Genomic DNA, 26,713 nt, shown 5'->3' with positions numbered 1-26,713 from the left:
AACCTTGATGCGCCGCAGGCTTTTAAGCCGCTTTGCGGATTTGCGCATAATTGGGAATCGCGGCACTACCCCAAAATGGGATTGCAAAGGGGCCGGGCCCCTTTGCCCGCCGGAGGCAAAACTACCCCTTCCGCTTCAAAAACGCCTCGGCTCTTTCGGCAAAATCCGCCCCGTCAAAGGCTGAAGCAAACAGCGCCAGTGACACCTCATCCTCCTGCTTCTGCCCCGCCAGAATGCGTGAGATCGTGTGCAGCGTGGCGTGATGCGTAAAGGCCGAATTGGCGGTGATGGAGGAAAGCAGGTTATGCGCGCTTTCGGCTATTTCCTCGATGAGACCGATGCGCAGCGCTTCTTCGGCACCGATCAATTGGCCGGTCAACATCAACCGCCGCGCTTGCCCCGGCCCGACCAGATCGACCAGCAGCGCGGTGTCATGCAGCGGATAAGCCAAGCCCAACCGCGCGGGCGTAATGCCGAAACGGGCGCGCGGCGTGGCCAGTCGGATATGGCAGGCAAGAATCAGCCCGCATCCTCCGCCAATCGCATCACCATCGACCATTGCGATCAAGGGTTTGGTACATTGCGCCAGCGCCGCCTGCGCCGCGTTGATGGCCGCTTGCGTCGCCATGCGCAGATCCAAATCATCACGCGCTGCCAGCATTTCGCCAATATCGGCCCCGGCACAAAACAGGCCGGGCGTTGCCGAAGTCAGGACAATCGCCCGCACATCCTCATCCGCCACGGCCTGCGCCAACAAAACGGGCAAGGCCCGCCACATGGCGAGGTTCATCGCGTTGTGGCGTTCCGGGCGGTCGATCATCAGGCGCGCAACGGCGCCGTCCTTGTCCAGTTTCAGCATGGTGGCGCCTTAACCGATCCTGCGCATGGACGATAGCGCGGCGTTGGTCGATCAGCTCATCGCCAGAACCAGATTGCGGACCTGTGGATAGATCTGCTTTTCCCACTTTGATCCGGAAAACACGCCATAATGGCCGACGCCCGGTTGCAGATGGTGTCGCCGCAAATGGGGGCGCAGCGATGTGCAAAGCTGATGCGCCGCCGCCGTTTGGCCCACGCCGCAAATATCGTCACGCTCGCCCTCAACGGTCAGCAGGGCGGTTTGCCGGATCGCTCCGCAATCGACGCGGCGGCCCCGGTGCATCATCTCGCCCCGCGCCAAAGTGGCCTGTTGAAACACCTGATCGATGGTTTCGAGATAGAATTCGGCCGACAGGTCCAGCACAGCCATATATTCTTCGTAGAAATCAGCGATCTTTTTCGCCTCGTCATCCTGTTTGTCGACCAACGCCTGATAGAGTTTGCGGAACTGGGCAAAATGGCGGCCAAGGTTCATCGACATAAAGGCGGTCAATTGCAGGAAACCGGGATAGACCTTGCGCCCCGCCCCCTTGAAACGCGACGGGACGCGCGAAATCAGGTTGGCTTCGAACCATGCCAGACTGTTGGCATTGGCCAGTTCATTGACCACCGTGGGCGCTTCGCGCACATCAACCGGGCCGCCCATCAAGGTCAGGCTGCGCGGGGTGCAGGGGTCACGCTCGGCGCTCATCACGGCAACCGCGGCCAGCGCCGATACGCAGGGTTGACACACGGCCAGCATATGGCTGCGCGGGCCAAGGTGGCGCAGGAAATAGATCAGGTAATCGGTGTAATCCTCCAGCCCGAAACGCCCTTCGTTCAGGGGAACATCGCGCGCATTGGTCCAATCGGTCAGATAGACGTCGTGATCGCGCAACAACACCTCGATCGTATGGCCCAGCAAGGTGGCATAATGGCCCGACAGAGGGGCCACCACCAACATCTTGGGCTGGGGCGTCATCACCTCATCCTTGGCGAAATGGACCAGATTGCCAAAGGGGCGCTCGATCAGGATTTCTTCGCGCACGGCAACGCGTGAATTGCCGACACGCACTTCCTCGATCCCAAAGGACGGGCGCGCATGGGTGATGGCCGACAATGTGTGAGTCGCGCAAAGCGCATGCATCCGCCGCGGCCAGCCCCAGACATCAGCCCCCGGCCAAAAACGGTCGCGCATGTCCAACGCCATGGCCGCCATCCGCCGCGACGGTTCCATCATGTCGCAATAGGTCTGATAGGCCTGATAGAGCATGGTTTCGTTCCGCCAATCTTTGAACCCGATGTTATGATTCGGTATGATGCCCAGCCTGAAATAATGGCGGGATGCTGCGCTGCATCATTGCGCTTGGCAAGAGATTATGCTGCAACAGCGAAATCAACGCAGAAGGGATTGAGAAATGGTCAAGGCAACGCTCACCATCTCCAGCAAGACCTATTCAGCGTGGAGCCTTCGTGGCTGGTTGCTGACCCAACTGGCCGGGCTTGAGGTCGATGAACAGCGGGTGGAAAATGATGCGGCCAACCGCGCTGAACTCCTCCTGCTCAGCCCGTCGGTGCTGGTGCCGCGCCTGACGCATGAAGGGGCCAGTGTGTGGGACACGCTGGCCATCGCCGAATATTTGAACGAATTATATCCCGATGCGCATATGCTGCCCGCCGACCGGATTGCGCGCGCCCATTGCCGTTCGATCAGCGGCGAGATCCATTCCGGTTTTACCAATCTTCGCTCGGCCTTGCCGATGAATTTGAAGGTTCGCCACGAGAAATTCCCGGTTTTTTCCGGCGCGCGGCCCGATATCGAACGGATCGAAGTGATCTGGCAGGAGTGTCTGAGCAAATATGGCGGCCCGTTCCTGTTCGGCGTCCGCCCGACGATTGCCGATGCCATGTATGCGCCCGTTACCACGCGCTTTGTCACCTATGCCGTCACGCTCAGCGCGCCCAGCGCCGCCTATTGCCAGACGGTTGCCGAATGGGGGCCCATGGCGGCATGGCGCGAGGCGGCCTTGGCAGAAGTCGAAGAGATCGAAGATCTGGACGTTGAATTTTGATGGACGCCGACCTGTCACAATTACGCAGACTTGCCCAACCGCGATTTTAGCGTTTCGAAGATAGAAAATGCCCCCTAAGGAGCGCGCCCAGGGGGAATTGTGACGTGAAGAGATGGGGGTTTTGGGCCGCGTTTGGCCTGATGTGCTGGGCCGGAGAGGCGCGGGCCGAGGATGGGGTCCATGTTTCCGGATCCATCCGCGCGCGTTTCGAAACGATCGAGGGGCAGGCGCGCGCCAGCGTCAATGCCAGTGACCAGCTGCCGGGAATGCGCACCACCTTGCGCGTGGATTGGAAAAGCGGGCCGATCCAGCTTGTCGGCGAAATCTATGACAGCCGCGAATGGAACGCCAATCCGGGCACGCCTTTGACGACCAATGACGTCAACGTGATGGAACCGGCACAGGCCTATATCATGGCCAATCTGGGCGCGGCCTTGGGCAAGGGGACCAAGACCACGGTTCAGGCCGGACGCATGATGGCCGGGATCGGTTCGCGTCGCCTGATCGCATCGGATGATTATCGCAATTCGACCAACAGCTATGCCGGGGCCATTGTCACCACGACGATGGCGGGGGGCTATACGTCGACCCTGCTCTATCTGATGCCGCATTTGCGCCTACCTGACGATGGCGTGTCCTTGCGGGACAATCGCTTTGCGCTGGATTCGGAAAATGTGAACATTGCCCTGACCGGCGGCCTGCTGGCTCATCAACGCAAGGGCAGCCCGTTCCTGTCGGAAATCAGCTATATCCGTTTTGGCGAACGCGATGCGCCGGGCCGCCCGACGCGCGACCGCTCGCTCAACAATATCGGCCTGCGCGCCAGTTTTGATCCGCGCCCCGGCCATGTCGATGGCGGGTTCGAAGGCATCTATCAATGGGGCAATACCAGCGCCAGCACCGCCGCCAACGCCGCGACATTGCAGGTCAGCGCCTCCTTCCTGCGCGCGCATTTGGGCTACACCTGGGCCGGTAAGTGGAAGCCGCATTTGCTGTTCGAATTCGACCGGGCCAGCGGCGATGGAACATCGGGCACCTATGGCCGTTTCGACGGATTGTTCGGTTTCCGTCGCGGCGATCTGGCGCCCAGCGGCCTGTATAATGCCGTTGGCCGCGCCAATATCGCCTCGCCCGGATTGCGGATCGAGGTTACGCCCAGCAACCGCTTCGATGCCTTTGTCGGCTGGCGCGGATTGTGGCTGGCCGACAGCCATGACAGTTTTTCGACGACGAATGTGCGCGACGTAACGGGCCGTTCGGGCGATTTTGCGGGTCATCAGTTTGATACGCGCCTACGTTATTGGGTGGTGCCAAAAAGGTTGCGGTTCGAATTTGACGGTATCTATCTGGCGCGTGGACGCTTTTTGGAAAGCGCGCCCAATGGACGGCGGGGCGATACACGCTATGTGTCGTTCAATCTGATCGGATTTTTCTGATTCTGGCGGCATGATTTGGGCCGCCTTGTTCAAGGGGGCTTGATCTTAAATGGCATCGGGACTGATCGCGCTGCTGGATGATGTGGCGGTGATTGCAAAGGCGGCCGCGGCATCGCTGGACGATATGGCCAGCGGCGTGGCCCAAGCGGGCAGCAAGGCGGCGGGCGTTGTCATCGACGATGCCGCCGTGACACCGGCCTATGTCAATGCCTTTACCCCCGACCGTGAATTGCCCGTCATCGCCCGCATCGCGCGGGGCAGCCTGTTTAACAAGCTGATCATTCTGCTGCCGCTGGCGCTGGCTTTATCGGCACTCTTGCCATGGGCGATCACGCCGCTGCTGATGATGGGTGGTTTGTTCCTGTGTTATGAAGGCGCGGAAAAGCTGCTGGAAAAGCTGGGCGCGGATGATCACGACGAAACGCTCGACGGCCCGATCGGCGATGGCAAGGCGTTTGAGGCCGCCCGCGTCAAGGGCGCGGTGCGCACCGACCTGATCCTCTCGGCGGAAATCATGGCGATTGCCTTGGCCGAGGTCGCGGATAAGCCGCTGGTGGAGCGGGGGATCATTCTGGCGCTTGTCGGCATTGCGATCACGGTGCTGGTTTACGGCGTGGTGGGCCTGATCGTAAAGGCGGATGACATTGGCCTGCACATGGCCAAGGGAGGCACAGGGCTGGGGCGGGCCATTGGGCGCGGTCTGGTCAAGGGAACGCCGCCGCTGTTGACGGTTCTGGCCAATGTCGGAACGGCCGCGATGCTGTGGGTCGGCGGCGGCATCCTGCTGCACGGGGGCGAGCAATTGGGCGTGGCCGCGCCCGCCCATTGGCAACATGGCGTGGCCCATCATGTCGAGGAAGCCGCCGGGTCGGCGCTGGGCTGGTTGTCCGGCGCGGGGATTGCCGGGGTTATTGGTCTTGTGATTGGCATGGTGGTTGTGGGCGCGTTGCACGGTTTGCCCAAATTGCTGGGCCGGGCATGAAAAAGGGGGCCTTTCGCCCCCTCTGCCGTTCAATTTGTCAGTATGTCGACCTCCAGCCGGTCATAGCGGCTTTCGATCTGGGTCAGGCGGTCCGTTTCTGATCTGTCGCGCCGCCTTGCATGGCGCAGGACCAGACTTTCGAAAATATCGGGATGCAGCGGTCGGTCAAATTCCAGCCCTGAACCCAAACCCATCACCCAAACCACGGTTGCTTCCTTGGGCTTGAGCGAGGGGAGGTAGAGCGTAACCTTGTCACCGCAGCGCAAATCCTCGATGCCTTCGACCCGCGCGCCCCCGCTCGTCAGGTTAATCAAAAGGGTCGAGCTGCGCACATCACCCCGGCGATAGCGGACCGGAATGTCAAAGCTGATACGCTCGGCGCGTGGCACATAAACTACTGTATCATTGATGGTATTGAGCAGCATGTCTTGGCTCCGCCGTTTCCTCTCGGCAAAAGAAGAAACGGGGAGCGGGCGGGGAAATTAAGATCTTTGCAAAGAGTTTTTCCAAATTGTTGATGGGGGCGGGGCCTTAAAACTCGGCCCAGTCGTCCGTCTCGCCCGCCGGTTCGGGCGTCGGCTTGATGGCCAATGCGCCCTCATTGCGGGCGACCGCCACCAGTTTGGGGCGCGGCGCGGCGACCGGCACCTTGGGCTCGATCGTGGCCAGATTGCTCGACCCAAAGGGGTTACCGCTTTCCGTCCGCTCAATTTGAAACCGGGCAACCAATTGCGCCAGTTCCTGCGCTTGCGAGGCAAGGCTGCGGGCGGCGGCGGTGGCTTCTTCGGCCACGGCGGCATTGGCCTGAGTGTTGCGGTCGATGTCGCCGACGGATTCGTTGATCTGGACCAGATTGCCTGCCTGTTCGCGGCTCAATTTGGCGATGTTGATGGCAAGATCGGCAATATCGGCAACCTTGCCGGTGATGCGGGTAAAGGCCTGACCCGATTGATCGACCAGTGAAACGCCGCGCGTCACCTGATCAACGCTGGTGCCGATCAGGGCGCGAATGTCCTTGGCGGCCTCGGCGCTGCGCTGGGCAAGGGCGCGGACCTCGTTGGCGACCACGGCAAAACCTTTGCCCGCGTCGCCTGCACGTGCGGCCTCGACCCCTGCGTTCAAGGCCAGAAGGTTGGTTTGAAAAGCGATGCCGTCGATCACATTGATGATTTGCGTGATCTCTTTGGCCGAATTTTCGATGCTGGCCATGGCGTCCACGGCCTCACGCACCACTTCGCTTCCCTTTTGCGCTTCTTCCTGCGCCTGGGAAACGCTGGCCTCGACGCGCCCTGCGCCATCGGCGGCCTCGCTGATCCCGTTGGTCAGGCCGTTGAGCGCGGCGGTGGTTTCCTCAACCGTGGCGGCCTGATGTTCGGTGCGGGTGGACAGATTGTCGGATGCGCTGCGGATTTCAGCAGACCCTGCACTGATCGTTTCGACCGCCGAGGTGACGGCGTTGAGCGCGGCATTGACCGAACGACGCATCGCTTCGAAATCGGCCTGAAGCTTGGCATAATCTTCGGGTAGGTCGGTCAGGCCATGGGTCATGTTGCCATTGGCCATGGCTTCAAGCGCGTGGGAAAGGTCATCGACCACCTTTTTACGCTTGGCTTCTTCGGCCCGGAAATAGGCCCCCAGCGCAATGTCCATGTCCATGATGGCCATTTTGACCAGTGTGGAAATCTCCTGTGCCACGGCCTTTCCGCCCAAACGGCCCAGCATGGATTGCTGCATCATGCCCTTGATCACATCCTGAAGGATCGTGGCATAGGCGCCGGTATACCATGTCGGCTGCAATCCGATCCGGGCATGGATGTCGCCAATATGGCTGGCGCGTTGATAATAGGATTGGGACAGCCCGTCGGCATTTCTTTCAAACAGATCGACCCAATGGGCAAATTGCTTGTCGCTGGCACCTTGGGCGGCGGTGCTGGTCGGAAAGAAGCGGGCAATCGCCGGGGTGCGCGCAACCTTGGCGTAAAAGCGGTCAAGCGCGCTGGGCGCAAATTTGCGCAGGGCCTTTGCGATGCGGGGAAAAGCGCCGTAATCTTCTTGCTGGACTTCGAAAAACTGCACCCTCAAACCAAGTGTTGCTGCTTCGCCTTCTTGGTCCCGTGTCTGCTTAGGGTTCATGATTCTTCCTTAAAATCAAACGATTTTAATCTGAATTGTTGTGATTTATATTTATATAATAATCGACCTTAATTTGGATTGGATGGAAATTACGTGTATTCACGCATAATTTTGCATGATTTTGGAATTTTATAGAAATACGATGTAATACAGATTTCGCCTTCACCCGACCGTAAAATTAAAAGCGTTAATCACCCCTCGCATCCAGAATGTATATTGCGAGGGGTAACCTGATGGCTCTGCCACCCAAGACGGCGCCATGCTGGCAAAAGCTGGCAAATGGCGGATTAAAGAAATTGCGCACCACCAATCTGGGGGCGCAAATGCTCAGTCAGCGACTGGAAATGAGCAAACTCAGCCCGGCACAAAAAGCTGATGAAGTTTATGATTTCTTTGTAAAATGGGAAAGAGGACTGGCCAATGAAATCGCACAGCTTAGCTCCATCTGATTTTGCTGGCGCGATGGCCGGACGGCTCAATGCGTTGGTGGCGATCAACGATGCCATCGCCCTGATTCGCGCGGGCGCACCTCTGGCCATTGCCGGGCGTAAAGAGGCGCTGGACCAATTGCCCGCCGGTAACTGGATTGGGGGCACGACGCCCTATTTCCTGACCGCCGACGGCGGCGAAATGGTTGATGCGACCCGCGTCTTTGTTACCGACTTTTCCGGCCTGGGCCCTGTCACCTCGCATCATTACAGCGCCGATGCGCTTCAGGATATCACCGAGGAGGCCCCTGAACAGGGTTTTGCTCTGGCCATCCTGCCGTTTCAGTCCAAGGCGCATCAGCGTTTCGCCAAGGAAGCAGGTTCCTATCCGCTGGCCTTCCTGAAACCCACGGTGGGCTGGATCGCGGGCTTTGATCTGGGCGAAGATGGTTCGGCGGCCTATGTCTATGACGGTTCGGGCAAGGGCGCTCTGACCGATGGTGCGGCCGTGCTTCAGATCCATTTGCCCGACGGGATGATGCCGATTGTCGAGATCGTGAACATCTTCTCGTCCGACGGGGTGGACACGCTGCGCTTTGAAGAAGCCAGTTTTTCGCCCACCGATGTGATCGTGAACGGGCAAAAGCGCCTGTTTGCCGATTACATCCGCGAACGCGGATTGGAAGGCGGGCAATTGCCTCTGGTCGGCGACTATTCCGGCGCGCGCATCAACGCTTCGCTGCGTTCCGTGGGTTCGGCCAACGTCGATCTCTACGCCCCGGTGTTTCCCGGCATCGATTACGCCTTTGCCGCGCCGGTGGCCGATTACCCCGCCGCCTTTGCCGCCCAGTTTTCGGCCCATGACCATGATGGCGCGATGTGGTCGTGCAACTGCATCCTGAACTATCTGTTCGGCGATCTGGAAGGCAAAACCGTGGGTGGCGTGGCCGGCCCGGTAACCTTTGGCGAAATCGCCTATCAATTGGTCAATCAAACGCTGGTGCAGGTGCGGGTCATCTGATCACCCCCGTTTGACGGAAAAGGGCGCGGGAATGCCTCCTCCCGCGCCCTTTTTTATGGCCTATTGCACCTGAGCCAGCAGGTTTTTGGCGAACAAAGTCAACGTATCATCGCGCGCGCCCATCACGACAATGCGGTCTCCGCTGCGCGCCTCTTGCAGCAAATAGGTCGCCACATCATCGCGCGCGGGGATATAGCGCGCCTTGCCGCCTGCGCCCTCGATCATGTCGATGATGCGCTGCGAACCCTGACTGCGGTCCACCGTGCCGCCGAAATAGACCGGATCGCACAGGATCACCTCATCGTCGGCCCCCATCAGGTTGGCGAATACCTCGGCCAATTCATGCCCCATCTGGCGCAAGGGGCCATAGCCATGGGGCTGAAAAAACGCCAGAATGCGCCCCGGATGGGTTTTGAGCGTCTTGAGCGTGGCGCTGACTTTGTCCGGGTTATGGCCGAAATCGTCGATCACGGTCACGCCGCCCGCGCTGGTGCCGACGATATCGAAACGCCGCGCAAGGCCGTTAAAGCCCTCCAGCGCCGCAACACCCTGCGCCAAACTCACACCCGCCGCATCCGCCGCGGCCAGCGCCGCCAGTCCGTTGGCCAGATTATGCCGCCCCGGCACGGCCAGATGCAGCGCATGGCTTTCCCCGCTGCGCCTATCAACGATCGTCGCGCTGATCTTTGTCGCTTCTTCGCGGATCGAACCGGGGACAATGCCGACCATCGCATCGGGGTGCGTCAGGCCGAACGTTACCAAATCACGCGCCCGCCCGATCAGCGCGGCGCTTTCCGCATCGTCCAGATTGACCGCCGCCACATCGGCCCGCGCCAGAAAATCGCCAAACAATTCGCGCAATTCTTCAAGGCTCTTGTGATCAAGGCTGACATTGTTCAGCACCGCCACCGTGGGATTATAGAGCGCGATCGAGCCGTCGCTTTCATCCACCTCGGATACGAACACGCCGCCCGAACCGACCCGCGCGCTGGCAAAGGGGGCGTCGGGGGCGACAAAGTTCTTCATCACCGCACCGTTCATGATCGTCGGGTCACGCCCCACCTGAGTCATGATCCACCCGGCCATGCCCGTGACGGTCGATTTGCCGCTGGTGCCGCCAATGGCAATGCGTGCCGGGGCGGCGTTGAACAAGGTGGAGAGCAATTGCGCCCGGCTCATCCGCGCGCATCCCAATTCGCGGGCGCGGATGACTTCGGGTACGGTGTCCTCAACCGCCGCGCTGGCGACCAGAACCTGCGCGCCGTCCTGCATCCCGCTGCCATCCTGTGGGAACAGGTCAAAGCCCAGACTTTCCAGCCATGCGAATTTTTCCGGCGTGCGGCCCTGATCCCGGCTGCGGTCCGATCCGGCGACGCGCGCGCCCATGCCGCGCAGGATCAGCGCCAGAGGCAACATGCCCGATCCGCCAATACCGCAAAAGAACCAAGAGGTCGAAATCAGCGCGTCTTTATCCATTTGCGCGGGTTAGGATGTGGCGCGAACAGAAGCAACTGTATATGCCTTCTTTCCCATGACCAAGATTGCCATTTGCGCCCCGGCCTGTCCCATCACGCCTGACGATGTTGCCAAAGCACAGGCGGCGGCGGCCCAATATGATCTGACGCTGGAATTTCACCCGCAATGTTTCGCCAACTGCGGGCATTTCGCGGGCGAGGACGATGTGCGTCTGGCCGCTTTTCTGGATTGCGCCAACGATCCGGGCATCGACGCGGTGTGGTTCGCCCGCGGCGGTTATGGCAGCAACCGTATCGCCCAGCAGGCCGTGGCCCAGCTTGGCCCGGCTTCGGCCTACAAGACCTATATGGGCTATTCGGACATGGGCTATATGCTGGGCGCGCTCTATCGGGCGCGGGTGGGGCATGTGTGCCATGGCCCGATGGTGGCTGATGGACGCCGTTCGGGCGGAGAGGCTGCCTTGCACCGCGCCCTTGGCTTTTTTGTGGGCGCGCGCGATGGTTTGGAACCGGCGCTGATGGGGGAAAAGCATCCCGTTGTGGCCTTTAACCTCACCACGCTGGCCATGTTGGCGGGGACGCCGATCATGCCGGGGCTGGCGGGCCATGTGGTCATGGTCGAAGAGGTGAGCGAACACCTCTATGCCATTGACCGGTTGATGTTTCATGTGACGGCGCATCTGGGCGGCGTGGCCGGGCTACGGTTGGGCAGGGTGTCCGATGTGCCCGAAAATGACCGCGACTTTGGGGCCGATCCGCAACAGATCGTGGCCCATTGGTGCGCGCGCCATGCCATTCCGTTTCTTGGCGGCGCGGATATTGGCCATGATGCGGCCAACCGCATTGTTCCGTTTGGTCTTGCGTCTTAAGCCTATCCGCAATAACCCGCGCCCACTTTGCATTTATCAGGGATTATCGCGCAATGCGGGCTTTCGTTTTTCCGGGTCAGGGCAGCCAGAAGGTTGGTATGGGCGTCGAACTGGCTGCGGTCAGCGCCGTTGCCCGTGAGGTTTTCGAAGAGGTCGATGATGCGTTGGGCCAAAAATTGTCCGCGATCATGGCGCAAGGCCCCGAAGACGCTCTGACGCTGACCGAGAACGCACAGCCCGCGATCATGGCCAATGCCATTGCGACGCTGCGCGTGCTGGAGGCCGAGGGCGGCATCCGTCTGGCCGACAAGGCCGACTTCGTCGCGGGCCATTCTTTGGGTGAATATACGGCGCTGTGCGCGGCGGGGGCTTTCTCGCTGGCCGATACGGCGCGTTTGCTCAAACTGCGCGGGCAATCGATGCAGGCGGCTGTGCCGGTGGGCGTGGGCGCGATGGCGGCCTTGCTGGGCGCGGATATTGAAAAGGCGTCTGCTCTGGCCGCGGCGGCGGCCGAGGGTGAAGTCTGCACCGTCGCCAATGACAATGATCCGGGTCAGGTTGTCCTCTCGGGCCACAAGGGCGCGATTGACCGCGCCATCGCTCTGGTCAAGGAACATGGCATCAAGCGCGGCGTGGCCTTGCCGGTGTCGGCCCCTTTCCACTGCCCGCTGATGCAGCCTGCTGCTGACGCCATGGCCGAGGCGCTGGCCAAGACCGTGCCGGGCGCGCTGTCGGTGGCGTTGTTTGCCAATGTGACCGCCAATGTCGTGACCGATCCGGCCCTGGTGCAAAAGCTGCTGGTCGAACAGGTTTGCGGCCGTGTGCGTTGGCGGGAAAGCGTGATCGCCATGCAGGCCGCGGGCGTGACCGAGTTCGTCGAACTGGGCGGCAAGGTGTTGGGGCCGATGATTGGCCGCACCATCAAGGACGTGAAAATTACCAGCGTGGTGACGATGGCCGACATCGAAGCGCTGCTGAAGGAGATTTGAGCGATGTTTGATCTGACGGGTATGACCGCGCTGGTTACGGGCGCATCGGGTGGCATCGGTTCGTCGGTGGCGCGCGCGCTGGCATCGCAAGGCGCGCGTCTGGCGCTTTCGGGCAGCAATCAGGCCAAGCTGGAGGCGTTTGCTGCCGAACTTGGCGGCGATCATGTGTGTCTGGTGGCCGATCTGTCGGACAAGGACAGTGTTGAAGGTCTGATCCCTGCCGCTGTGGCTGGTCTGGGCAAGCTCGATATTCTGGTCAACAATGCCGGGATCACGCGCGATAACCTTGCCATGCGCATGAAGGATGAGGAATGGGAAGCCGTCATCCGCATCAACCTTGAAGGCGCGTTCCGCCTGATGCGGGCCGCGACCAAGCCGATGATGAAGGCCCGTTTTGGCCGCATTATCAACATCACCAGCGTCGTGGGCGCCACAGGCAATCCGGGCCAGATCAACTATGCCGCCGCCAAGGCTGGCCTTGTCGGCGCGTCCAAGTCGCTGGCTCAGGAACTGGCGAGCCGCAATGTGACGGTGAACTGCGTCGCCCCCGGTTTCATCCGCACGGCGATGACCGACGTTCTGCCCGATGCTCAGAAGGACGCGCTCAACAGCCGCATCCCGATGGGCCGCATGGGCGAGGGCGAAGACATTGGCGCGGCGGTTGCCTATCTGGCGTCGAAGGAAGCCGGCTATGTCACCGGCCAGACGCTGCATGTGAACGGCGGGATGGCAATGTTCTCGTAAGAGAGTTCGTTTGCCGAACATTGCGGGGCGGGGGCGGTTGCGCTTCCCGCCCTATTCTTTTGTAACGCTGCCTTCGGACACCCACCAACAGGCAGCTTTGCCCGACAGCGCGTCAAAGGGCGCGACTTCGGTGCCGGTCATCCATACCTGCGCCGCGCCCGCCTCCAGCCGTTCAAACAGCGCCCCGCGCCGGATCGGATCGAGATGCGCCGCAACCTCATCCAGCAGCAGCAGGCGCGGACGGTCTGCATCGCCCGACAATTCGGCATGGGCCAGCGTGATGGCGATCAGCATTGCCTTCTGCTCGCCGGTTGAACATTCGGCGGCGGGTTGGTTCTTGGCCGCCATGGTCACGCCAAGGTCGTCGCGGTGCGGCCCGGTCAATGTGCGCTGCGCCGCGCGATCCCGGCGGCGATTGTCACGCAACGCCTGCGCCAGTTCGGCCACAACAATCGGCCCCCCCGCCTGATAGGAGAGCGCAGGCCGCGCAAAGGGCGAGGGGGGCAGGGTTTCAAGCTTGGCGTTAAGCGCCTCGATCAGCCGCGCCCGCCCGCTGGCCAGCGCGCCCCCCGCCTCGGCAATTTGTACTTCTATGGCGTCGAGCCAGCGCGCATCGGGTTCCTGCGGGGCGGAGAGCAGGCGGTTGCGTTCGCGGATGGCGGCTTCGGTGCGGGCGGCATGGGCGGCATGGGCCGGATCCAGCGCCAGCGCCAGACGGTCAACAAACCGCCGCCGTCCGCCCGGCGAATCCATGAACAAACGGTCCATCGCCGGGGTCAGCCAGAACAGGCCAAGCCATTCCGAAAGCGACAGCGCGCTGGCATCCGCGCCATTGACCCGCACGATGCGGCGGCCCGGTTTATCCGGCGCGGTGCCCGTGCCCAAACGCACCCCGATGCCATCGTGCAACAGGTCGGCCGAAACCGCAAAGGCCCCGTCGCCCGACTGTCCCGCCATATCGGGCAGGGCCGCCCGGCGCAGCCCGCGTCCCGGCGCAAACAGCGAAATGGCCTCAAGGATATTGGTCTTGCCCGCGCCGTTTTCGCCCACCAGAAGGTTGAACTTTCCCGTCCCCTCCAGCGCGGTGGCGCGGTGGTTGCGGAACCAGCCCAGACGGATGCGATCAAGCGCCATGGGCCGCGCTGTAGCGGGATTGTGCGACCCATGCCAGCCTTGGTGAAAAATGCCAAGGGATAGGGATTTACGCCATGCGGCGGCGACGCCTTTGCGCGGGATCGGCAGAATTCCCAGACTTTCCGCAATTGGCACGGGCCATGCAATTCCATCGGTATCAGCGGCGGCAACCGACCAGCCCCGCGCCAAGGAGAAAACCGATGCCCAATTATGACCCCATCCGCCCCACCAATGGCTTTATGCTCGACCGCCGCAATAAGAAGATCTTTGGTGTCTGTTCGGGCATTGCGGCCTATTTCGGTCTCGACGTGACGTTGGTGCGCGTGGCTTTTGCCCTTGGCGCTATTCTGGGGTTTGGGTCGCTCTTTATTGTCTATCTGGCGATTGCGTTGATTGCGGATTGATGGTGAGGGAGGGGGTGCCTCCGGCGGGCAAAGGGTCTAAACCCTTTGCAATCCCGATACTGTCTGTGTGGCGCGGGATTTCACCCTTGGTGCAACCTTGCAACGCCGCAGGCTATTAACCCGCTTCGCGGATCAGCGCATATCGACGAACTCAACCACCACCCCATTCATGGGATTGCAAAGGGACCGAGTCCCTTTGCCCGCCGGAGGCCAAACTTCAAACCCCTTTAAACCTCCGCCGCCTTGGCAAAAGGCGAGAAGGACGTGTCCGTATCGAACACCTCAACCCCTTCGCGCTTTTTCAAAAAGCCCACCACCCAATAGGTCGCCGGGGTCAGGATGACTTCCCAGCTGACCTTGATGGCCCATTGCGTCCATGCCACCTGCATGACCTGCGCCCCGGTCCAGCCGTCGGCGGCGTAAAAGGCGAGGGGGTAGAACAGCGCGCTGTCCACCGCTTGGCCAAAGACGGTTGAACCGATGGTGCGGGTCCACAGTTTCGATCCGTTGGTAGCGATCTTCATCTTGGCAAGGACAAAGGAATTGACGAATTCCCCCGCCCAGAACGCCGCGACCGAGGCAAAGACGATGCGCGGGGTTTGGCCGAACACGCTTTCATAGGCGGCCTGTCCGGTCCATCCCGCATCGGGCGGCAGCGCCACGACGACCACGCTCATAAACACCATGAAGATCAGCGCCCAGAAGCCGACCCAGATGCAGCGCCGCGCATGGGCATAGCCATAGACCTCGGTCAGAACGTCACCGATGATATAGCTGATAGGAAAGAACATTACGCCCGCGCCAAAAGGCCATGGGCCGATCAGGGGCAGGTCGACAACCGCACGCTTGCCCGCCCCGATCAGGTTGGACAGCAGCAGGATCGTGACAAAGGCCACCATCACATAATCGAAATAGCGAAAGTGGCGACGCGCGCCCGCGCTGCCTTCGATGCGGAAGAGGGGGGATTGGCTCATGGCTTTCACGCTAACCCGCAATGGCGTGATGGCGCAAGAAAAAGGGCGCCCCGGATGGAGCGCCCTTTCGTACATCAACCCTGACCCGTCATCAGAAGTTGAAGCGAACACCCCCGGTAAAGCGGCGTCCAAAACGTTCCCATTCGGTGGTGTAGTTCTGGCTGAACGTGGCCGAACCGCCGCTGGCGTTGATCAACCCGCTGGGATCGACAAAGCGGCGACCCGGTTGGTTCAGCAGGTTGGAGGCGTCGAAATAGATCGAGAGGCGCTTGTTGATCTGATAGCGGGCCGAGAAGTCCATTTCATCGTCCGCCGCCCAGTAGCTGTCGCCGCCTGCCGACAGGTCATCGCCGATGGCGTCGAGCCATTTCGAACGATACTGATATTGCAGGCGCAGGGTCAGGCCATATTTTTCGTAATAGCCGCCAAGGTTATAGACCATGTCCGAGGTATTGGGCAGGCGTACCTTGCGCGCGGTATAGGCGCCATAAGCCGCCTTGGTCACCGAACTGTCGTTCAGCATCATGTTGGCGTTGATGCCAAAACCGCCCATCCAGTCGGGCAGGCCCGCCTTTTGCACCCAAGGTTCAAGGCTTTGCTGAAACGCGACTTCCAGCCCCATCAGGTGGCCCTTGCCGGCATTGTTGATGCCGGAAAAGAGATAGTTCGAGCGATCCACACCGTTCGCATTGAGCGAAGTCGAGCCATAGGTGCGCACCGAGGTGTAAAGAACGTCCTCAACCTGTTTGTAATACAGGCCCGCCATCAGGAAGCCGCTGGGGCGCATGTACCATTCGAAATAGGCGTCCACGCCATAGGCGCGCTCTGGCTTGACCGCAGGGTTGCCGCCAGAAATCGCCTGATTGGTGTCGCTGACGACCACGTTGGGGCGCATCTGGTCATAATCGGCGCGCGCCGCGCCGGTGGTGAAGGAGAGGCGCAGCTTCTTGGTCTGATCGACGTTATAGTTGAAATGCAGGCTGGGGAAGGCCAGCAACTGGCTCGATTTGGCCGACAGGTTGCTGGTGGTCGTAACCCCGGCGGAGTTGGTGATCGTGCCCACCGCATTACCGCTGTTGGTCACGTTTTCCAAACGCACACCGGCCAGGATGCTGCCCCAGTCATAGCGCAGGGTGCCCATCAGGAAACCGGCATAGACCTGTTCCTGCACGCGGTAATTGTTGTCGGTGACGGGCGTGCGTGCGTAAAGCTGACGCGCTTTGTCTGATGCTGCGCGCATCTTGGCCGTGTCGAAATAGTGGAACGTATAGCCCATCGCGATCTTGCCCATAAAGGGCTGGTTCGTCGAAAAGCTGCTGTAATCGGCCAGGCCCAGCGCCGCCAGATTCGACGTGCCCGACACCGAAATCTGCATTTCATTGGCGGTTTTGGTGCGCTGGTCAAACTGGAAACCGGCCTTGAGCGTTAGGTTGCCGCCAAGGAATTCGGTCTGTTTGGACAGGACGACGCGGCCGGTATAGGCGCGGGTCATGTCGATGGCGTCCAGCAGATTGAAGGACGACGCAGGTTTGGTGAACGTGTCGATGTCCGTCACGCGCGTGCCGGCCGACAGGACGCCGCCCGAACTGTTGGTCGTATAAAGCGCCAGCGTCGAGAGGTTGGGGTTGGTCAAATCATAGGCCACCGTCGGACGCGCGGTCAGCGTGCTGGGGCTGTCCCAGGTGACTTCGCCCACGACCGAGCGGTCATCCTTGCTTTCGGTATAATTGCCGGTCCAGTTCAGCGCCCAGCCTCCGTCGAATTCATGGCTGCCCTGAAGCGTGTTGGTAAAGATCGACTGGCGATAGGCGCGCAGGGTCGAACGCTGGCGGATGTCGATGCCATAGATCGTGCCCTTGGTGGGCGTGTTGCCCGAACACACATCGGCATAGGCCGAGGTCGCATAGGACGACTTGACCGACGTGTCGCAGGCCGCACTGGCATTGCTCAGCGAGGATTGTTTGTCATCCATGTCGAAGCGGTAATTGTCGCGCGCCTCGTCGTCGGAAAAGATCGTGTAGATCGAGCTGAACGAGATCGTGTTGCGATCGTTCGGCTTGTAATCCAGACGCCCGGACACCGACCAGTTCTTGCGCGTCAGGCGATAGAGCTTGTTCTCGCTTTCGGCCACCCAGATGCGGTTGGCATTGCCGGGGCGCTTGTCCTGGCTGACATTTTCCCAGTCATTTTCGAAATTGTCGGTCACCATGTCGCGCTGGTAATAGCTGCCCGAAAGCAGCACGCCCAATTCGCCTTCGCCCACGTTGAAACGGTCGGACAGGACCAGCGAGCCTTCGTATTCCGGGCGGCTGCCATATTCCTGCTGGCCATAACCGGCCTTGCCGTTGATGTGCAGGCCGCTGAAATCAAAGGCTGAGCGCGTGACGACATTGACGTTGCCCGACACAGTTTCGCCCGGCATGTCGGGGGTCACGGCCTTGTTGATGATGATCTTGCCCGCGATGGCCGAAGGCACCGAGTCAAAGCGGCTCTTGCGCCCTTCGGGGCTGACCACATTGACGCCGTCAAAGGACAGGGTGGTCCAGTTCTTGGGGCCGCCACGCAGCGAGATATAGCGCGCCTGACCCTGATCGCGTTCGACCGCCACACCCGGCAAACGCCCTGCGGCCTGCGCAATGTTCTGGTCCGGCAGGCGCCCCACGGCGTCCGATGCCGCCACCGTCACCAGCGAATCGGACAATTGCTGAACCTTGAGCGCGGCGGCTTCGGATTCAGCAATCGGACGCGCGCCCTGAACGACGATGGATTGACCATCATCGGCGGCGGCGGCATCTGCGGCCGCAGGCGCTTCAACAGCATGCGCGGCAAAGGGAAGGAACATGGCCGAGCCAAGCAAGGCAAGGCGCACGCGGCCCACGGCGCGTCGCGCGGCAAAGGAGGATGTCATGGATGTGCCCCGTTCTTAGTCAGTAAACTTGGGGTCGCGCTAGGGATGGAATTTGACAGATCTGTTCCGTTCCTGTGACACGGACTGTCATATTTGGCGATTATATGGATTTTATATGCCGTTGAATTGATGACATTTTTGTTACATTTGACGGGATCTGTCGATCCACCTTTGCGCTATGCCGTCATTGTCGCTATGGGGTGGTTCGCCAGTCGGCTTTACGCCGTTTCATGGCATGCGCGTCCGTAGCTCAGCTGGATAGAGCACGAGCCTTCTAAGCTTGGGGCCGCAGGTTCGAACCCTGCCGGGCGCGCCAATTTCCTTTTGAGCAGATGCCAAGGCACATTGCCATGCTTGACTCGAATCGGAATTCCAATTTATCCGTTGCCTCGCCCGCATTGCGGGCACAGCCTGGTGATCGGCTTGTTCGATCTGGGATGGCGCCCACGGGCGTCAACTGCAGGCCCCACAGCTTTTTGGGCGGGACAATCCCGCGTGTGGGTGCGGGCGTGCAGTAAACAACACCATTGGCATGACCCGTTCCCAATTGGAGAGGAGACGTGTCGATGGAGGATTTTGTCCGCAATGCCTGGTACATGGCCGCATGGGCCAATGAAGTGCCGCAGGATGGATTTCTGGCGCGAACGCTGCTGGATGAACCGTGGTTGATCCTGCGCCATTCGGGCGGTGAATGGGTGATGATGGCGGACAAATGCCCGCACCGCTTTGTTCCGCTCAGCCGGGGCAAGCGGGTGGGGGATACCGTTGCCTGCGGCTATCATGGTTTGACCTTTGGCATGGATGGCGCCTGTGTGTTCAACCCGTTTGGCCGCGAATTGCCGCCACAGGCGCGGGTGGCGACGCGACCGCTGGTGGAACGGCATGGGGCCTTGTGGTTCTGGCCGGGGGATGAAAACCTGGCCGATCCTGCGACGATCCCGGATTTCGGATTTATCGATGATGATCGCGATGCGCGCGACCATCTGTTGATGGATGTGAATTACGAACTGATCGCGGACAATCTGCTCGATCTCAGCCATGCCGAATTTCTTCATGTCGAGACGTTCGGCGTGAATGGGGCGCTGTTCGAATCCGGGCGGCAAACCGTGGAGGGCGATGATACCGGCGCGGTTTGGAACAAGTGGGATATGCCCGGATCGCGCCCGCCCGCATGGGCGGCCGCCATGGTGGGTGATGGCGAGGCGATTGACCAATGGATGCATATTCGCTGGCATGCGCCGGCGTCTCTGGCGCTGTTCATCGGCATGGCGCGTGACGATGGGCAAAGGCGCAACTTTCTGGTCCCGCCCATGGCCAATCCGCATATCCTGACGCCCAAGAGCCAGTGTGAAACCCACTACTTCTTCACCCGCGAACATGGCGATGAGGCCGCCCGCATGGCGCGCAAAGTCTTTCTGGAGGAAGACGAGCCGATGATCCGTGCCCAGCAGGCCGCGATGAACGGGCGTGATTTTTGGGAGATGCGTCCGGTGATCCTGCCGTCTGATGCGGCGGCCATCCGGGCCCGGCGACGTTTGATGCAGATGCGGCGTGAACAGGAGGGGGCCTTGGCGCAATAGCTGGTCTGATGTGCGGCCAAGACTATGTTGTTTGCCTTGGCGGAATATACTCAACTAATGAGATAGACATATCGAGGCAAACATCAGAGGGGCCGCATGAATTTCCAGCAATTGCGCTATGTGCGGGCCGCCTTGCACAATGACCTCAACCTGACCGAGGTTGCCAACCAGCTATTTACGTCCCAATCGGGCGTCAGCAAACAGATCCGCGATCTGGAGGCCGAACTGGGCATCGACATCTTTGTCCGGCGCGGCAAAAGGCTGGTCGGCGTGACCAAGGCGGGCGGACAGGTGGCCGATGTGGTCGAACGCCTGTTGCACGAGGCGGACAATCTCAAACGCCTGTCGGCCCAATTCGTGGCGCAGGACAAGGGGCGCCTGACCATTGCGGCGACGCATAACCAGGCCTCCTATGTCCTGCCTCCGGTTCTCTTGCGCTTTGCCCGCGAATTTCCCGATGTAGAGGTCGAAATCCGTCAGGGCACGCCGCGCTATGTCTCGGACATGCTGCTGCGCGGCGAAGCGGACATTGGCCTTGCGACACAGGCGCTGGACGAGGTTTCCGATTTGTCCACCTTTCCCTGTTTCGATTGGGACCATGTGGTGATTGTGCCCGATGGCCATCCTCTGGCGCGTTTGTCGGCGCCCACTCTGGCCGACATCGCCGGTTTTCCGTTGATCACGTACAGCCGGGATTTTGCGGGCGGTTCGGCGGTGGTCGATGCCTTTGCCGCGGCGGGTTTGTCGCCCGATCTGCGGCTGACGGCGATGGATGCCGATGTGATCAAGACCTATGTACGCCTTGGCATGGGGGTGGGCATTGTCGCGCAAATGGCGGTTATCAACGGCCATGGCGAAGGGCTCAAAGTCTTGCCCCAATCGCATCGCCTGTTCCCGCGATCCAGCACCAAGGTGGCGCTGCTCAAAGGATCCTTGCTGCGCAACTATGCCTACAGTCTGATGCAGATGCTGGCGCCGCATGTGCCGCAAAAGGTGCTGACCGGCGCGCGGCCTATGCCGCCGCTGGCGGGCAATCTGGCCTGTTTTGCCGAGCGGGCGGACCTGCATTTCGACTGGGGCGCAAAGCCCCGGTCGGTCGCCGCTTAGGGCCAGTTTTCCAGCGGATCGGTTTCGATCGAGATGCTGGGCGTGCCCTGACGCACCACGCTGCGCGGGGCGACCGATTTGGTCAACCAGACATTGCCGCCAATCGCGCTGCCCGCGCCGATGGTGATGCGGCCAAGGATGGTTGCGCCCGCATAGATCACCACATCATCCTCGATCACCGGATGGCGCGGCGTGTTGAGCAGGCGCCCGCTTTCATCCGAGGCAAAGCTGCGCGCGCCAAGGGTGACGGCCTGATACAGGCGCACGCGCTTGCCGATGATGGCGGTCTGGCCGATGACGACGCCGGTGCCGTGGTCGATGAAGAAGCTTTCATCAATGGTCGCGCCGGGATGAATGTCGATGCCGGTGCGCGAATGGGCGATTTCGGTGATGATCCGCGCCACCAGCGGCGCGCCCTGACGGTACAGCACATGGGCGATACGATAGTGCAGCATCGCCGTCTGCGAGGGATAGCACAGCAACACCTCGTCCACCGTGCGCGCGGCGGGATCACCGGCAAAGGCAGCCTCCAAGTCGGTGTCGAGCAACCGGCGCACATCGGGCAGATTATCGGCCAGCGCCGTAACGATGGCATTGGCCTGTGCGTGGATTTCGGCCTCGTTCTGCGCCCGGCCCGCGTGCAGTTCCATGCGGATCTGCGCCGCCAGATCGGGCAGCGCCCTGCGCAGCGAGGCGATGACAAAGGCGTCCTCTGTATCCAGCGTCAACCCGCGCGGCCCCAACCGCATCGGAAACAGCGCCGAGGCCAGATTGTCCAGAATCTGACCCAGCGCCAGACGCGAGGGAAACCCATGCGCGCCATAGGCCGAGTCATGATCCTGGGACAGGCGCCATTGATGCCGCCGCCCGCGCAATTGATCCGCCAGCGCCGATAGATCGACCAGAGGCGGTTCAAAGCCCGAGGCGTTGCCAGAATTCTGCGGCGCTGATGGGTTGATGTTGGTCATGGCTCAATCCGGTAGGCCGCCACGAGGGATGCGGCAAGGGGGCGCCCGCCGTGTTCGCGCGCAAACGCGGGCGGGCAGGGGACAGGCGGGGGCGGGAAAATGGCGTGGCAATGGGCATGTCTCATACGTCCTATCTGTGCAACAAAGCACGAGACAAAGAGCGTGGATGCGCCGCCAGCCTCGTGCCGCTTTAGCCGTTGTTGACGCGGAGCAAGCTGACACGATGGATCAAAAGCCGCGGCCCGACGGAGAGAGGGAAGCATCTCCGTCGGACAGGAAAACCTCTACTGATTAAGTTGAGTATGATCCAGCAACGCTTGTTTGGTACAGGATTAGAAAATCTTGATCGTGGGTTGCGGCTGGCTCTGTGTGTCAAAAATCGGAATTGGCAATTATTGCCACGACTATAATCGATTTAGCCCCGAAAATGGGCGGTGATAATTCCTTGCTCGCCGATGAATGGCCAAGAAGCAGGAGTTTTCAACCATGCCGAACATGCCCTTTTCCCGCGCCGCACGGCTGATGGCGGCCACTGCGCTGCTCTCGCTGTGCGCGCCCGCCTTTGCGCAGACCGACGCATCGCCCGGCGCCACCACCAACAAGGATTGGTGGCCTAGCCGTCTGGACATCAGCCCGCTGCGCCAGAATGATGTGGCGTCCAACCCTTACGGCGCCGATTTCGATTATGCGGCGGAATTCAAAACGCTCGACCTCAAGGCGGTTAAGGCCGACCTTGCCAAGGTGCTGACCACCAGCCAGCCGTGGTGGCCCGCCGACTATGGTAATTACGGCCCCTTCTTCATCCGCATGGCCTGGCACAGCGCCGGCACCTATCGCACGGTCGATGGCCGCGGCGGCAGCTCTGGCGGTGAACAGCGGTTTGATCCGCAAAACAGCTGGCCCGACAATGCCAGCCTCGACAAGGCGCGCCGCCTGATCTGGCCGGTGAAGCAGAAATATGGCCGCAAGATCAGCTGGGGCGACCTGATGGTTCTGGCGGGCAATGTCGCGCTGGAACAGATGGGTTTCAAGACGCTGGGCTTTGCCGGTGGGCGCGTCGATGCGTGGGAACCCGACATGGTGTTCTGGGGCAGCGAGAAGAAGTGGCTGGACGCCAACAATGGCCGCCGCGATGCGAAGGGTGATCTCAAAGGTCCGCTGGCCGCCACGCAGATGGGGCTGATCTATGTAAACCCCGAAGGCCCCAATGGCATGCCCGACCCGATTGCGGCGGCCGCCGACATCCGCCGCGCCTTTGGCCGCATGGCGATGAATGACGAGGAAACCGCAGCCCTGATCGCTGGCGGCCACACTTTCGGCAAGGCGCATGGCGCGCACAAGCCCGAGGAATGCGTCGCCCCCGAACCGGCCGCCGCCGCGATCGAGGATCAGGGCCTTGGCTGGAAAAACAAATGCGGCAAGGGCAATGCGCAGGACACCGTGACCAGCGGCCTTGAAGGCGCATGGTCGGCCAACCCCATCGCATGGACCAGCCAGTATCTGGACAACTTGTTCAACTTTGAATGGGTTAAGACCAAGAGCCCGGCAGGCGCCACGCAATGGACGCCCAAGAATGCCGATCAGGCCAAGATTGTGCCCGATGCCCATGTCGCGGGTGTGACTCATGCCCCGATCATGTTCACGACCGATATTGCGCTGAAGGAAGATCCGGCTTTCCGCGCGATCCTGACCAAATGGCGCAAGAATCCGCAGGCCTATGCTGATGCATTTGCCCGTGCGTGGTTCAAGCTGACCCACCGCGATATGGGGCCAAAGGCGCGCTATATCGGCAATGAAATCCCGGCCCAGAGCTTCGTCTGGCAGGACCCTCTGCCCAAGGCGGATTATGCGATGGTGGATGCGGCCGATATCGCCGCGCTCAAGGGCAAGCTGCTCTCCAGCGGGCTGGAACAGCGCGAATTGATCCGCGCGGCTTGGGCATCGGCATCGACCTATCGGAATACCGATATGCGGGGCGGCGCGAATGGTGCGCGCATCCGTTTGAACCCGGCGAAGGGCTGGGCGGTCAATGATCCGGCGGAACTGGACAAGGTTCTGGCCAAACTGACCGCGATCCAGACCGAGTTCAACAAGAGCGCGCCCGGTGGCAAGAAGGTCAGCATGGCCGACCTGATTGTTCTGGGCGGCAATGCGGCGGTGGAACAGGCCGCGGCCAAGGCTGGCGTCAAGCTTGACTTGCCTTTTACGCCGGGGCGTGTCGATGCGACGCAGGATCAGACCGATCCGGCCAGCTTTGCCGTGCTGGAGCCCAAGGCCGATCCGTTCCGCAATTATTATGATGCGGCCGGAAACTGGCAGGCCCCTGCCGAGGCGATGATCGACAAGGCCGATCAACTGGGCCTGTCGGTGCCGGAACTGACGGTTCTGGTCGGCGGTATGCGCGCCTTGGACGCCAACACCGGGCACAGCGCCAATGGCGTATTCACGGCGCGTCCCGGCACTTTGACGAATGACTATTTCGTCAACCTGCTGGACATGGGCACGGCGTGGAAAAAGGCCCCCGATGGCGCGACCTATATCGGTTCGGACCGGGCCACGGGCGGGGCCAAGTGGAGTGCAACGCCGGTCGATCTGATCTTTGGATCGAATTCGGAATTGCGCGCCGTGGCCGAGGTCTATGCCAGCAATGATGCAGGCGAAAAATTCGTCCGCGACTTTGCCAAGGCATGGACCAAGGTGATGAACGCGGATCGTTTCTAAGACCCGCAATAATAGCAAAGGTACAAATGCCGCTGTTCCCACAAAGGGTACAGCGGCATTTATCCATTAGTGGTTATGACGGGGCGTCTTGGCCGCCAGACCGCGATATTTGACCGCCATTTCCAGCACGGCGCCTTCGCCCATCTGCCCGGTCTTTTCGCGGTAGAGTTCCTCCCAAGGCGTATTGCTGGGCGGAACAGGGGGCAGGGGTTCGGCACGGCGACGGGCGATTTCCTCGTCCGAAACCAGCGCGTTGCAGGTGCCCTTGACCACATCGATGCGGATGATGTCGCCCGTACGCAGCCATGACAGACCACCGCCCACCGCGCTTTCGGGCGAGCAATTGAGGATCGAGGGGCTGTCGGACGTGCCCGACTGACGCCCATCGCCCAGTGTCGGCAACCATTGCACCCCGCGCTGGATGAGGGCGGCGGGGGGCTGCATGTTCACAACCTCCGCGCTGCCCGGCCAGCCTTGTGGGCCAGCGCCGCGCATGACGAGGATGCAGTTTTCGTCGATGTTGAGCGCAGGATCATCGATCCGGTGGTGATAATCATCACCCCCTTCAAACACCACCGCGCGCGCCTCGAATGTGCCGGGGGCATCGGGGTTGGACAGGTACCGGCCCCGGAATTCCTTGGAAATCACGCTGGTCTTCATGATACCGAAATCGAACAGATTGCCCGACAGCACAAGGAAGCCCGCCTTTTCCTTCAGCGGCTCGGCAAAGGGGCGGATAACCTCGCGGTCGCGGGCAGGGCGCAGCGCCACATTTTCCGCCACCGTTTCGCCCGTCACGCTCAGGCAATCGCCGTCCAGCACGCCCTGTTGCAGCAATTCCCACATCACCGAAGGCACGCCGCCCGCACGGTGGAATCGCTCGCCCAGAAAACGCCCGGCAGGCTGCATATCGACGATCAGCGGCAGGTCATAGCCATGCTTCATCCAGTCGGCGGCGGTGATTTCCACGCCCGCATGGCGGGCCATGGCGACGATATGGGGCTGGGCATTGCTGGACCCGCCGATGGCCGTGACCACGCGGATGGCGTTGAGGAAACTCTCACGCGTCAGGATTTTGGACGGGCGCAGGTCTTCATAGGCCATTTCCACAATGCGGCGGCCGGTTTCATAGGCGATCTGGCCGCGCTCGCGATAGGGGGCGGGGATGGCGGCGCATCCGGGCAGCGAGAGGCCCAACGCCTCGGCCACGGCATTCATGGTCGAGGCCGTGCCCATCGTGTTGCAATGGCCCGCCGAGGGCGCCGAATCGCAGGCGCGCTGAAGGAACTCCTCCTCGTCGATCTCGCCCGCGGCCAGCTTGCGGCGGCTGCGCCAGATCACCGTGCCCGAACCGACCAGGTCGCCTTCATGCCAGCCATCGAGCATCGGCCCGCCCGAAAGCACAATGGCGGGAATGTCCACCGTGCTTGCCGCCATCACCTGTGAAGGGGTGGTCTTGTCGCAACCCGTGGTCAGCACCACCGCGTCGATGGGATAGCCATAAAGGATTTCCACCAGCCCCAGATAGGCCAGATTACGATCCAGCGCAGCGGTGGGGCGTCGGCAGTTTTCAAAGATCGGGTGGACCGGAAATTCCATGCAGATCCCGCCCGCGTCGCGGATGCCGTCGCGCACCCGCTTGGCCAGTTCGAGGTGGATGCGGTTGCAGGGCGAGAGGTCGCTGCCGCTTTGCGCGATGCCGATGATCGGGCGGCCCGAACGCAATTCATTCGGGGTGATCCCGTAATTCATGAAACGTTCCAGATAGAGCGCCACCATGTCGGAGCGCGCCGGATCGGCAAACCAGTCCTGTGAACGAAAACGGCGGGTGGACTTCTCGGTCATTTCACAACTCTCCCTCGGAACAGCACTAATGCCGCTTTGCCATGATGTCAGCATTTTCCTGTCCG

At 61.2% G+C, this 26,713-nt stretch carries 22 protein-coding genes and 1 tRNA gene; 13 read left to right on the top strand and 10 right to left on the bottom strand.

What is annotated here, in order from left to right; all coding sequences use genetic code 11:
• Positions 1-121: 121 nt before the first annotated feature.
• Together AC2S2E_RS15260 and AC2S2E_RS15255 are read right to left on the bottom strand one after the other, a co-directional pair.
• Positions 122-859, bottom strand: coding sequence for an enoyl-CoA hydratase/isomerase family protein (locus AC2S2E_RS15260; protein WP_486522960.1), 738 nt, complete (start codon positions 857-859; stop codon positions 122-124).
• A 51-nt stretch (positions 860-910) separates the two neighbouring features.
• Positions 911-2,131 carry a polyhydroxyalkanoate depolymerase gene (locus tag AC2S2E_RS15255; protein WP_486522959.1) on the bottom strand — a complete coding sequence of 407 codons (1,221 nt, stop codon included), beginning with the start codon at positions 2,129-2,131 and terminating at the stop codon, positions 911-913.
• Positions 2,132-2,276: 145 nt separating this feature from the next.
• Here AC2S2E_RS15255 and AC2S2E_RS15250 point away from each other — a divergent pair, with 145 nt between their 5' ends.
• From AC2S2E_RS15250 to AC2S2E_RS15240, 3 genes are all read left to right on the top strand, one after another.
• Positions 2,277-2,930 carry a glutathione S-transferase gene (locus AC2S2E_RS15250; RefSeq protein WP_476105504.1) on the top strand — a complete coding sequence of 218 codons (654 nt, stop codon included), beginning with the start codon at positions 2,277-2,279 and terminating at the stop codon, positions 2,928-2,930.
• Between the two features lie 104 nt (positions 2,931-3,034).
• Positions 3,035-4,366: an alginate export family protein gene (locus tag AC2S2E_RS15245; protein WP_486522958.1), complete on the top strand. Its 1,332-nt coding sequence runs from the start codon at positions 3,035-3,037 to the stop codon at positions 4,364-4,366.
• Positions 4,367-4,415: 49 nt separating this feature from the next.
• Positions 4,416-5,348 carry a DUF808 domain-containing protein gene (locus tag AC2S2E_RS15240; RefSeq protein WP_486522957.1) on the top strand — a complete coding sequence of 311 codons (933 nt, stop codon included), beginning with the start codon at positions 4,416-4,418 and terminating at the stop codon, positions 5,346-5,348.
• 29 nt (positions 5,349-5,377) lie between these two features.
• Here the strand turns inward: AC2S2E_RS15240 and AC2S2E_RS15235 are convergent, their stop codons facing one another.
• Together AC2S2E_RS15235 and AC2S2E_RS15230 are read right to left on the bottom strand one after the other, a co-directional pair.
• Positions 5,378-5,773: a PilZ domain-containing protein gene (locus tag AC2S2E_RS15235; RefSeq protein ID WP_486522956.1), complete on the bottom strand. Its 396-nt coding sequence runs from the start codon at positions 5,771-5,773 to the stop codon at positions 5,378-5,380.
• 106 nt (positions 5,774-5,879) lie between these two features.
• Positions 5,880-7,481: a methyl-accepting chemotaxis protein gene (locus AC2S2E_RS15230; protein WP_486522955.1), complete on the bottom strand. Its 1,602-nt coding sequence runs from the start codon at positions 7,479-7,481 to the stop codon at positions 5,880-5,882.
• A 233-nt stretch (positions 7,482-7,714) separates the two neighbouring features.
• Between AC2S2E_RS15230 and AC2S2E_RS15225 the strand changes: the two genes are divergently transcribed.
• Positions 7,715-7,930: a hypothetical protein gene (locus AC2S2E_RS15225; RefSeq protein WP_476105497.1), complete on the top strand. Its 216-nt coding sequence runs from the start codon at positions 7,715-7,717 to the stop codon at positions 7,928-7,930.
• Positions 7,902-8,930 (top strand): DUF6976 family protein, encoded by a 1,029-nt coding sequence (locus AC2S2E_RS15220; RefSeq protein WP_486522954.1) that lies wholly within the window; start codon positions 7,902-7,904, stop codon positions 8,928-8,930. The genes AC2S2E_RS15225 and AC2S2E_RS15220 overlap by 29 nt, the downstream gene beginning before the upstream one ends.
• Before the next feature lie 60 nt (positions 8,931-8,990).
• Here AC2S2E_RS15220 and AC2S2E_RS15215 read toward each other — a convergent pair whose 3' ends face one another.
• Positions 8,991-10,406 carry a glutamate ligase domain-containing protein gene (locus tag AC2S2E_RS15215; protein WP_486522953.1) on the bottom strand — a complete coding sequence of 472 codons (1,416 nt, stop codon included), beginning with the start codon at positions 10,404-10,406 and terminating at the stop codon, positions 8,991-8,993.
• A 55-nt stretch (positions 10,407-10,461) separates the two neighbouring features.
• Between AC2S2E_RS15215 and AC2S2E_RS15210 the strand changes: the two genes are divergently transcribed.
• The 3 genes from AC2S2E_RS15210 to fabG are packed head-to-tail and all read left to right on the top strand — an operon-like array spanning position 10,462 to position 13,007.
• A complete protein-coding gene (locus AC2S2E_RS15210) occupies positions 10,462-11,274 on the top strand; it encodes an LD-carboxypeptidase (protein WP_486522952.1) in 813 nt (270 codons plus the stop codon).
• 53 nt (positions 11,275-11,327) lie between these two features.
• Complete coding sequence (gene fabD, locus AC2S2E_RS15205; RefSeq protein ID WP_486522950.1) at positions 11,328-12,263, top strand: ACP S-malonyltransferase; 936 nt, start codon at positions 11,328-11,330, stop codon at positions 12,261-12,263.
• Between the two features lie 3 nt (positions 12,264-12,266).
• Positions 12,267-13,007 (top strand): 3-oxoacyl-[acyl-carrier-protein] reductase, encoded by a 741-nt coding sequence (fabG, locus tag AC2S2E_RS15200; RefSeq protein WP_486522949.1) that lies wholly within the window; start codon positions 12,267-12,269, stop codon positions 13,005-13,007.
• Positions 13,008-13,058: 51 nt separating this feature from the next.
• On the opposite strand, the gene recF is transcribed toward fabG, so the two are convergent.
• Positions 13,059-14,141, bottom strand: coding sequence for a DNA replication/repair protein RecF (recF, locus tag AC2S2E_RS15195; protein ID WP_486522948.1), 1,083 nt, complete (start codon positions 14,139-14,141; stop codon positions 13,059-13,061).
• A gap of 200 nt (positions 14,142-14,341) precedes the next feature.
• On the opposite strand from recF, the gene AC2S2E_RS15190 reads away from it, so the two are divergent.
• Positions 14,342-14,545: a PspC domain-containing protein gene (locus AC2S2E_RS15190; RefSeq protein WP_486522947.1), complete on the top strand. Its 204-nt coding sequence runs from the start codon at positions 14,342-14,344 to the stop codon at positions 14,543-14,545.
• Positions 14,546-14,772: 227 nt separating this feature from the next.
• Here AC2S2E_RS15190 and AC2S2E_RS15185 read toward each other — a convergent pair whose 3' ends face one another.
• Together AC2S2E_RS15185 and AC2S2E_RS15180 are read right to left on the bottom strand one after the other, a co-directional pair.
• Positions 14,773-15,519, bottom strand: coding sequence for a queuosine precursor transporter (locus tag AC2S2E_RS15185; RefSeq protein ID WP_486522946.1), 747 nt, complete (start codon positions 15,517-15,519; stop codon positions 14,773-14,775).
• 91 nt (positions 15,520-15,610) lie between these two features.
• Positions 15,611-18,427 (bottom strand): TonB-dependent receptor, encoded by a 2,817-nt coding sequence (locus AC2S2E_RS15180; protein ID WP_486522945.1) that lies wholly within the window; start codon positions 18,425-18,427, stop codon positions 15,611-15,613.
• Positions 18,428-18,666: 239 nt separating this feature from the next.
• On the opposite strand from AC2S2E_RS15180, the gene AC2S2E_RS15175 reads away from it, so the two are divergent.
• The 3 genes from AC2S2E_RS15175 (at position 18,667) to AC2S2E_RS15165 (ending at position 21,114) form a co-directional block, all read left to right on the top strand.
• Positions 18,667-18,743 (top strand) — tRNA-Arg (locus tag AC2S2E_RS15175).
• Between the two features lie 250 nt (positions 18,744-18,993).
• Positions 18,994-20,007 carry a Rieske 2Fe-2S domain-containing protein gene (locus AC2S2E_RS15170; RefSeq protein ID WP_486522944.1) on the top strand — a complete coding sequence of 338 codons (1,014 nt, stop codon included), beginning with the start codon at positions 18,994-18,996 and terminating at the stop codon, positions 20,005-20,007.
• Positions 20,008-20,103: 96 nt separating this feature from the next.
• Positions 20,104-21,114, top strand: a complete 1,011-nt coding sequence (locus tag AC2S2E_RS15165; RefSeq protein WP_486522943.1) for a LysR substrate-binding domain-containing protein — start codon at positions 20,104-20,106, stop codon at positions 21,112-21,114.
• Here AC2S2E_RS15165 and epsC read toward each other — a convergent pair.
• Complete coding sequence (epsC, locus tag AC2S2E_RS15160) at positions 21,111-22,082, bottom strand: serine O-acetyltransferase EpsC (protein ID WP_486522942.1); 972 nt, start codon at positions 22,080-22,082, stop codon at positions 21,111-21,113. The genes AC2S2E_RS15165 and epsC overlap by 4 nt on opposite strands.
• A 486-nt stretch (positions 22,083-22,568) precedes the next feature.
• Between epsC and katG the strand changes: the two genes are divergently transcribed.
• The gene (katG, locus tag AC2S2E_RS15155; RefSeq protein ID WP_486522941.1) at positions 22,569-24,803 is read left to right on the top strand and encodes a catalase/peroxidase HPI; all 2,235 of its coding nucleotides are present in this window, start codon (positions 22,569-22,571) and stop codon (positions 24,801-24,803) included.
• Between the two features lie 66 nt (positions 24,804-24,869).
• Here katG and AC2S2E_RS15150 read toward each other — a convergent pair whose 3' ends face one another.
• Positions 24,870-26,648: an IlvD/Edd family dehydratase gene (locus AC2S2E_RS15150; protein ID WP_486522940.1), complete on the bottom strand. Its 1,779-nt coding sequence runs from the start codon at positions 26,646-26,648 to the stop codon at positions 24,870-24,872.
• Between the last annotated feature and the right edge of the window lie 65 nt (positions 26,649-26,713).

This window comes from Novosphingobium sp. 550D, assembly GCF_057401885.1.
The sequence above is the reverse complement of the archived record's forward strand: the minus strand, read 5'-3'. Positions and strand labels throughout refer to the sequence as shown.

Excerpts from the sequence above, each read along its gene's own strand:
- AC2S2E_RS15260 (WP_486522960.1), bottom strand. The coding sequence starts at position 859 with ATGCTGAAACTGGACAAGGACGGCGCCGTTGCGCGCCTGATGATCGAC.
- AC2S2E_RS15255 (WP_486522959.1), bottom strand. The coding sequence starts at position 2,131 with ATGCTCTATCAGGCCTATCAGACCTATTGCGACATGATGGAACCGTCG.
- AC2S2E_RS15250 (WP_476105504.1), top strand. The coding sequence starts at position 2,277 with ATGGTCAAGGCAACGCTCACCATCTCCAGCAAGACCTATTCAGCGTGG.
- AC2S2E_RS15240 (WP_486522957.1), top strand. The coding sequence starts at position 4,416 with ATGGCATCGGGACTGATCGCGCTGCTGGATGATGTGGCGGTGATTGCA.
- AC2S2E_RS15235 (WP_486522956.1), bottom strand. The coding sequence starts at position 5,773 with ATGCTGCTCAATACCATCAATGATACAGTAGTTTATGTGCCACGCGCC.
- AC2S2E_RS15230 (WP_486522955.1), bottom strand. The coding sequence starts at position 7,481 with ATGAACCCTAAGCAGACACGGGACCAAGAAGGCGAAGCAGCAACACTT.
- AC2S2E_RS15225 (WP_476105497.1), top strand. The coding sequence starts at position 7,715 with ATGGCTCTGCCACCCAAGACGGCGCCATGCTGGCAAAAGCTGGCAAAT.
- AC2S2E_RS15220 (WP_486522954.1), top strand. The coding sequence starts at position 7,902 with ATGAAATCGCACAGCTTAGCTCCATCTGATTTTGCTGGCGCGATGGCC.
- AC2S2E_RS15215 (WP_486522953.1), bottom strand. The coding sequence starts at position 10,406 with ATGGATAAAGACGCGCTGATTTCGACCTCTTGGTTCTTTTGCGGTATT.
- AC2S2E_RS15210 (WP_486522952.1), top strand. The coding sequence starts at position 10,462 with ATGACCAAGATTGCCATTTGCGCCCCGGCCTGTCCCATCACGCCTGAC.
- fabD (WP_486522950.1), top strand. The coding sequence starts at position 11,328 with ATGCGGGCTTTCGTTTTTCCGGGTCAGGGCAGCCAGAAGGTTGGTATG.
- fabG (WP_486522949.1), top strand. The coding sequence starts at position 12,267 with ATGTTTGATCTGACGGGTATGACCGCGCTGGTTACGGGCGCATCGGGT.
- recF (WP_486522948.1), bottom strand. The coding sequence starts at position 14,141 with ATGGCGCTTGATCGCATCCGTCTGGGCTGGTTCCGCAACCACCGCGCC.
- AC2S2E_RS15190 (WP_486522947.1), top strand. The coding sequence starts at position 14,342 with ATGCCCAATTATGACCCCATCCGCCCCACCAATGGCTTTATGCTCGAC.
- AC2S2E_RS15185 (WP_486522946.1), bottom strand. The coding sequence starts at position 15,519 with ATGAGCCAATCCCCCCTCTTCCGCATCGAAGGCAGCGCGGGCGCGCGT.
- AC2S2E_RS15180 (WP_486522945.1), bottom strand. The coding sequence starts at position 18,427 with ATGACATCCTCCTTTGCCGCGCGACGCGCCGTGGGCCGCGTGCGCCTT.
- AC2S2E_RS15170 (WP_486522944.1), top strand. The coding sequence starts at position 18,994 with ATGGAGGATTTTGTCCGCAATGCCTGGTACATGGCCGCATGGGCCAAT.
- AC2S2E_RS15165 (WP_486522943.1), top strand. The coding sequence starts at position 20,104 with ATGAATTTCCAGCAATTGCGCTATGTGCGGGCCGCCTTGCACAATGAC.
- epsC (WP_486522942.1), bottom strand. The coding sequence starts at position 22,082 with ATGACCAACATCAACCCATCAGCGCCGCAGAATTCTGGCAACGCCTCG.
- katG (WP_486522941.1), top strand. The coding sequence starts at position 22,569 with ATGCCGAACATGCCCTTTTCCCGCGCCGCACGGCTGATGGCGGCCACT.
- AC2S2E_RS15150 (WP_486522940.1), bottom strand. The coding sequence starts at position 26,648 with ATGACCGAGAAGTCCACCCGCCGTTTTCGTTCACAGGACTGGTTTGCC.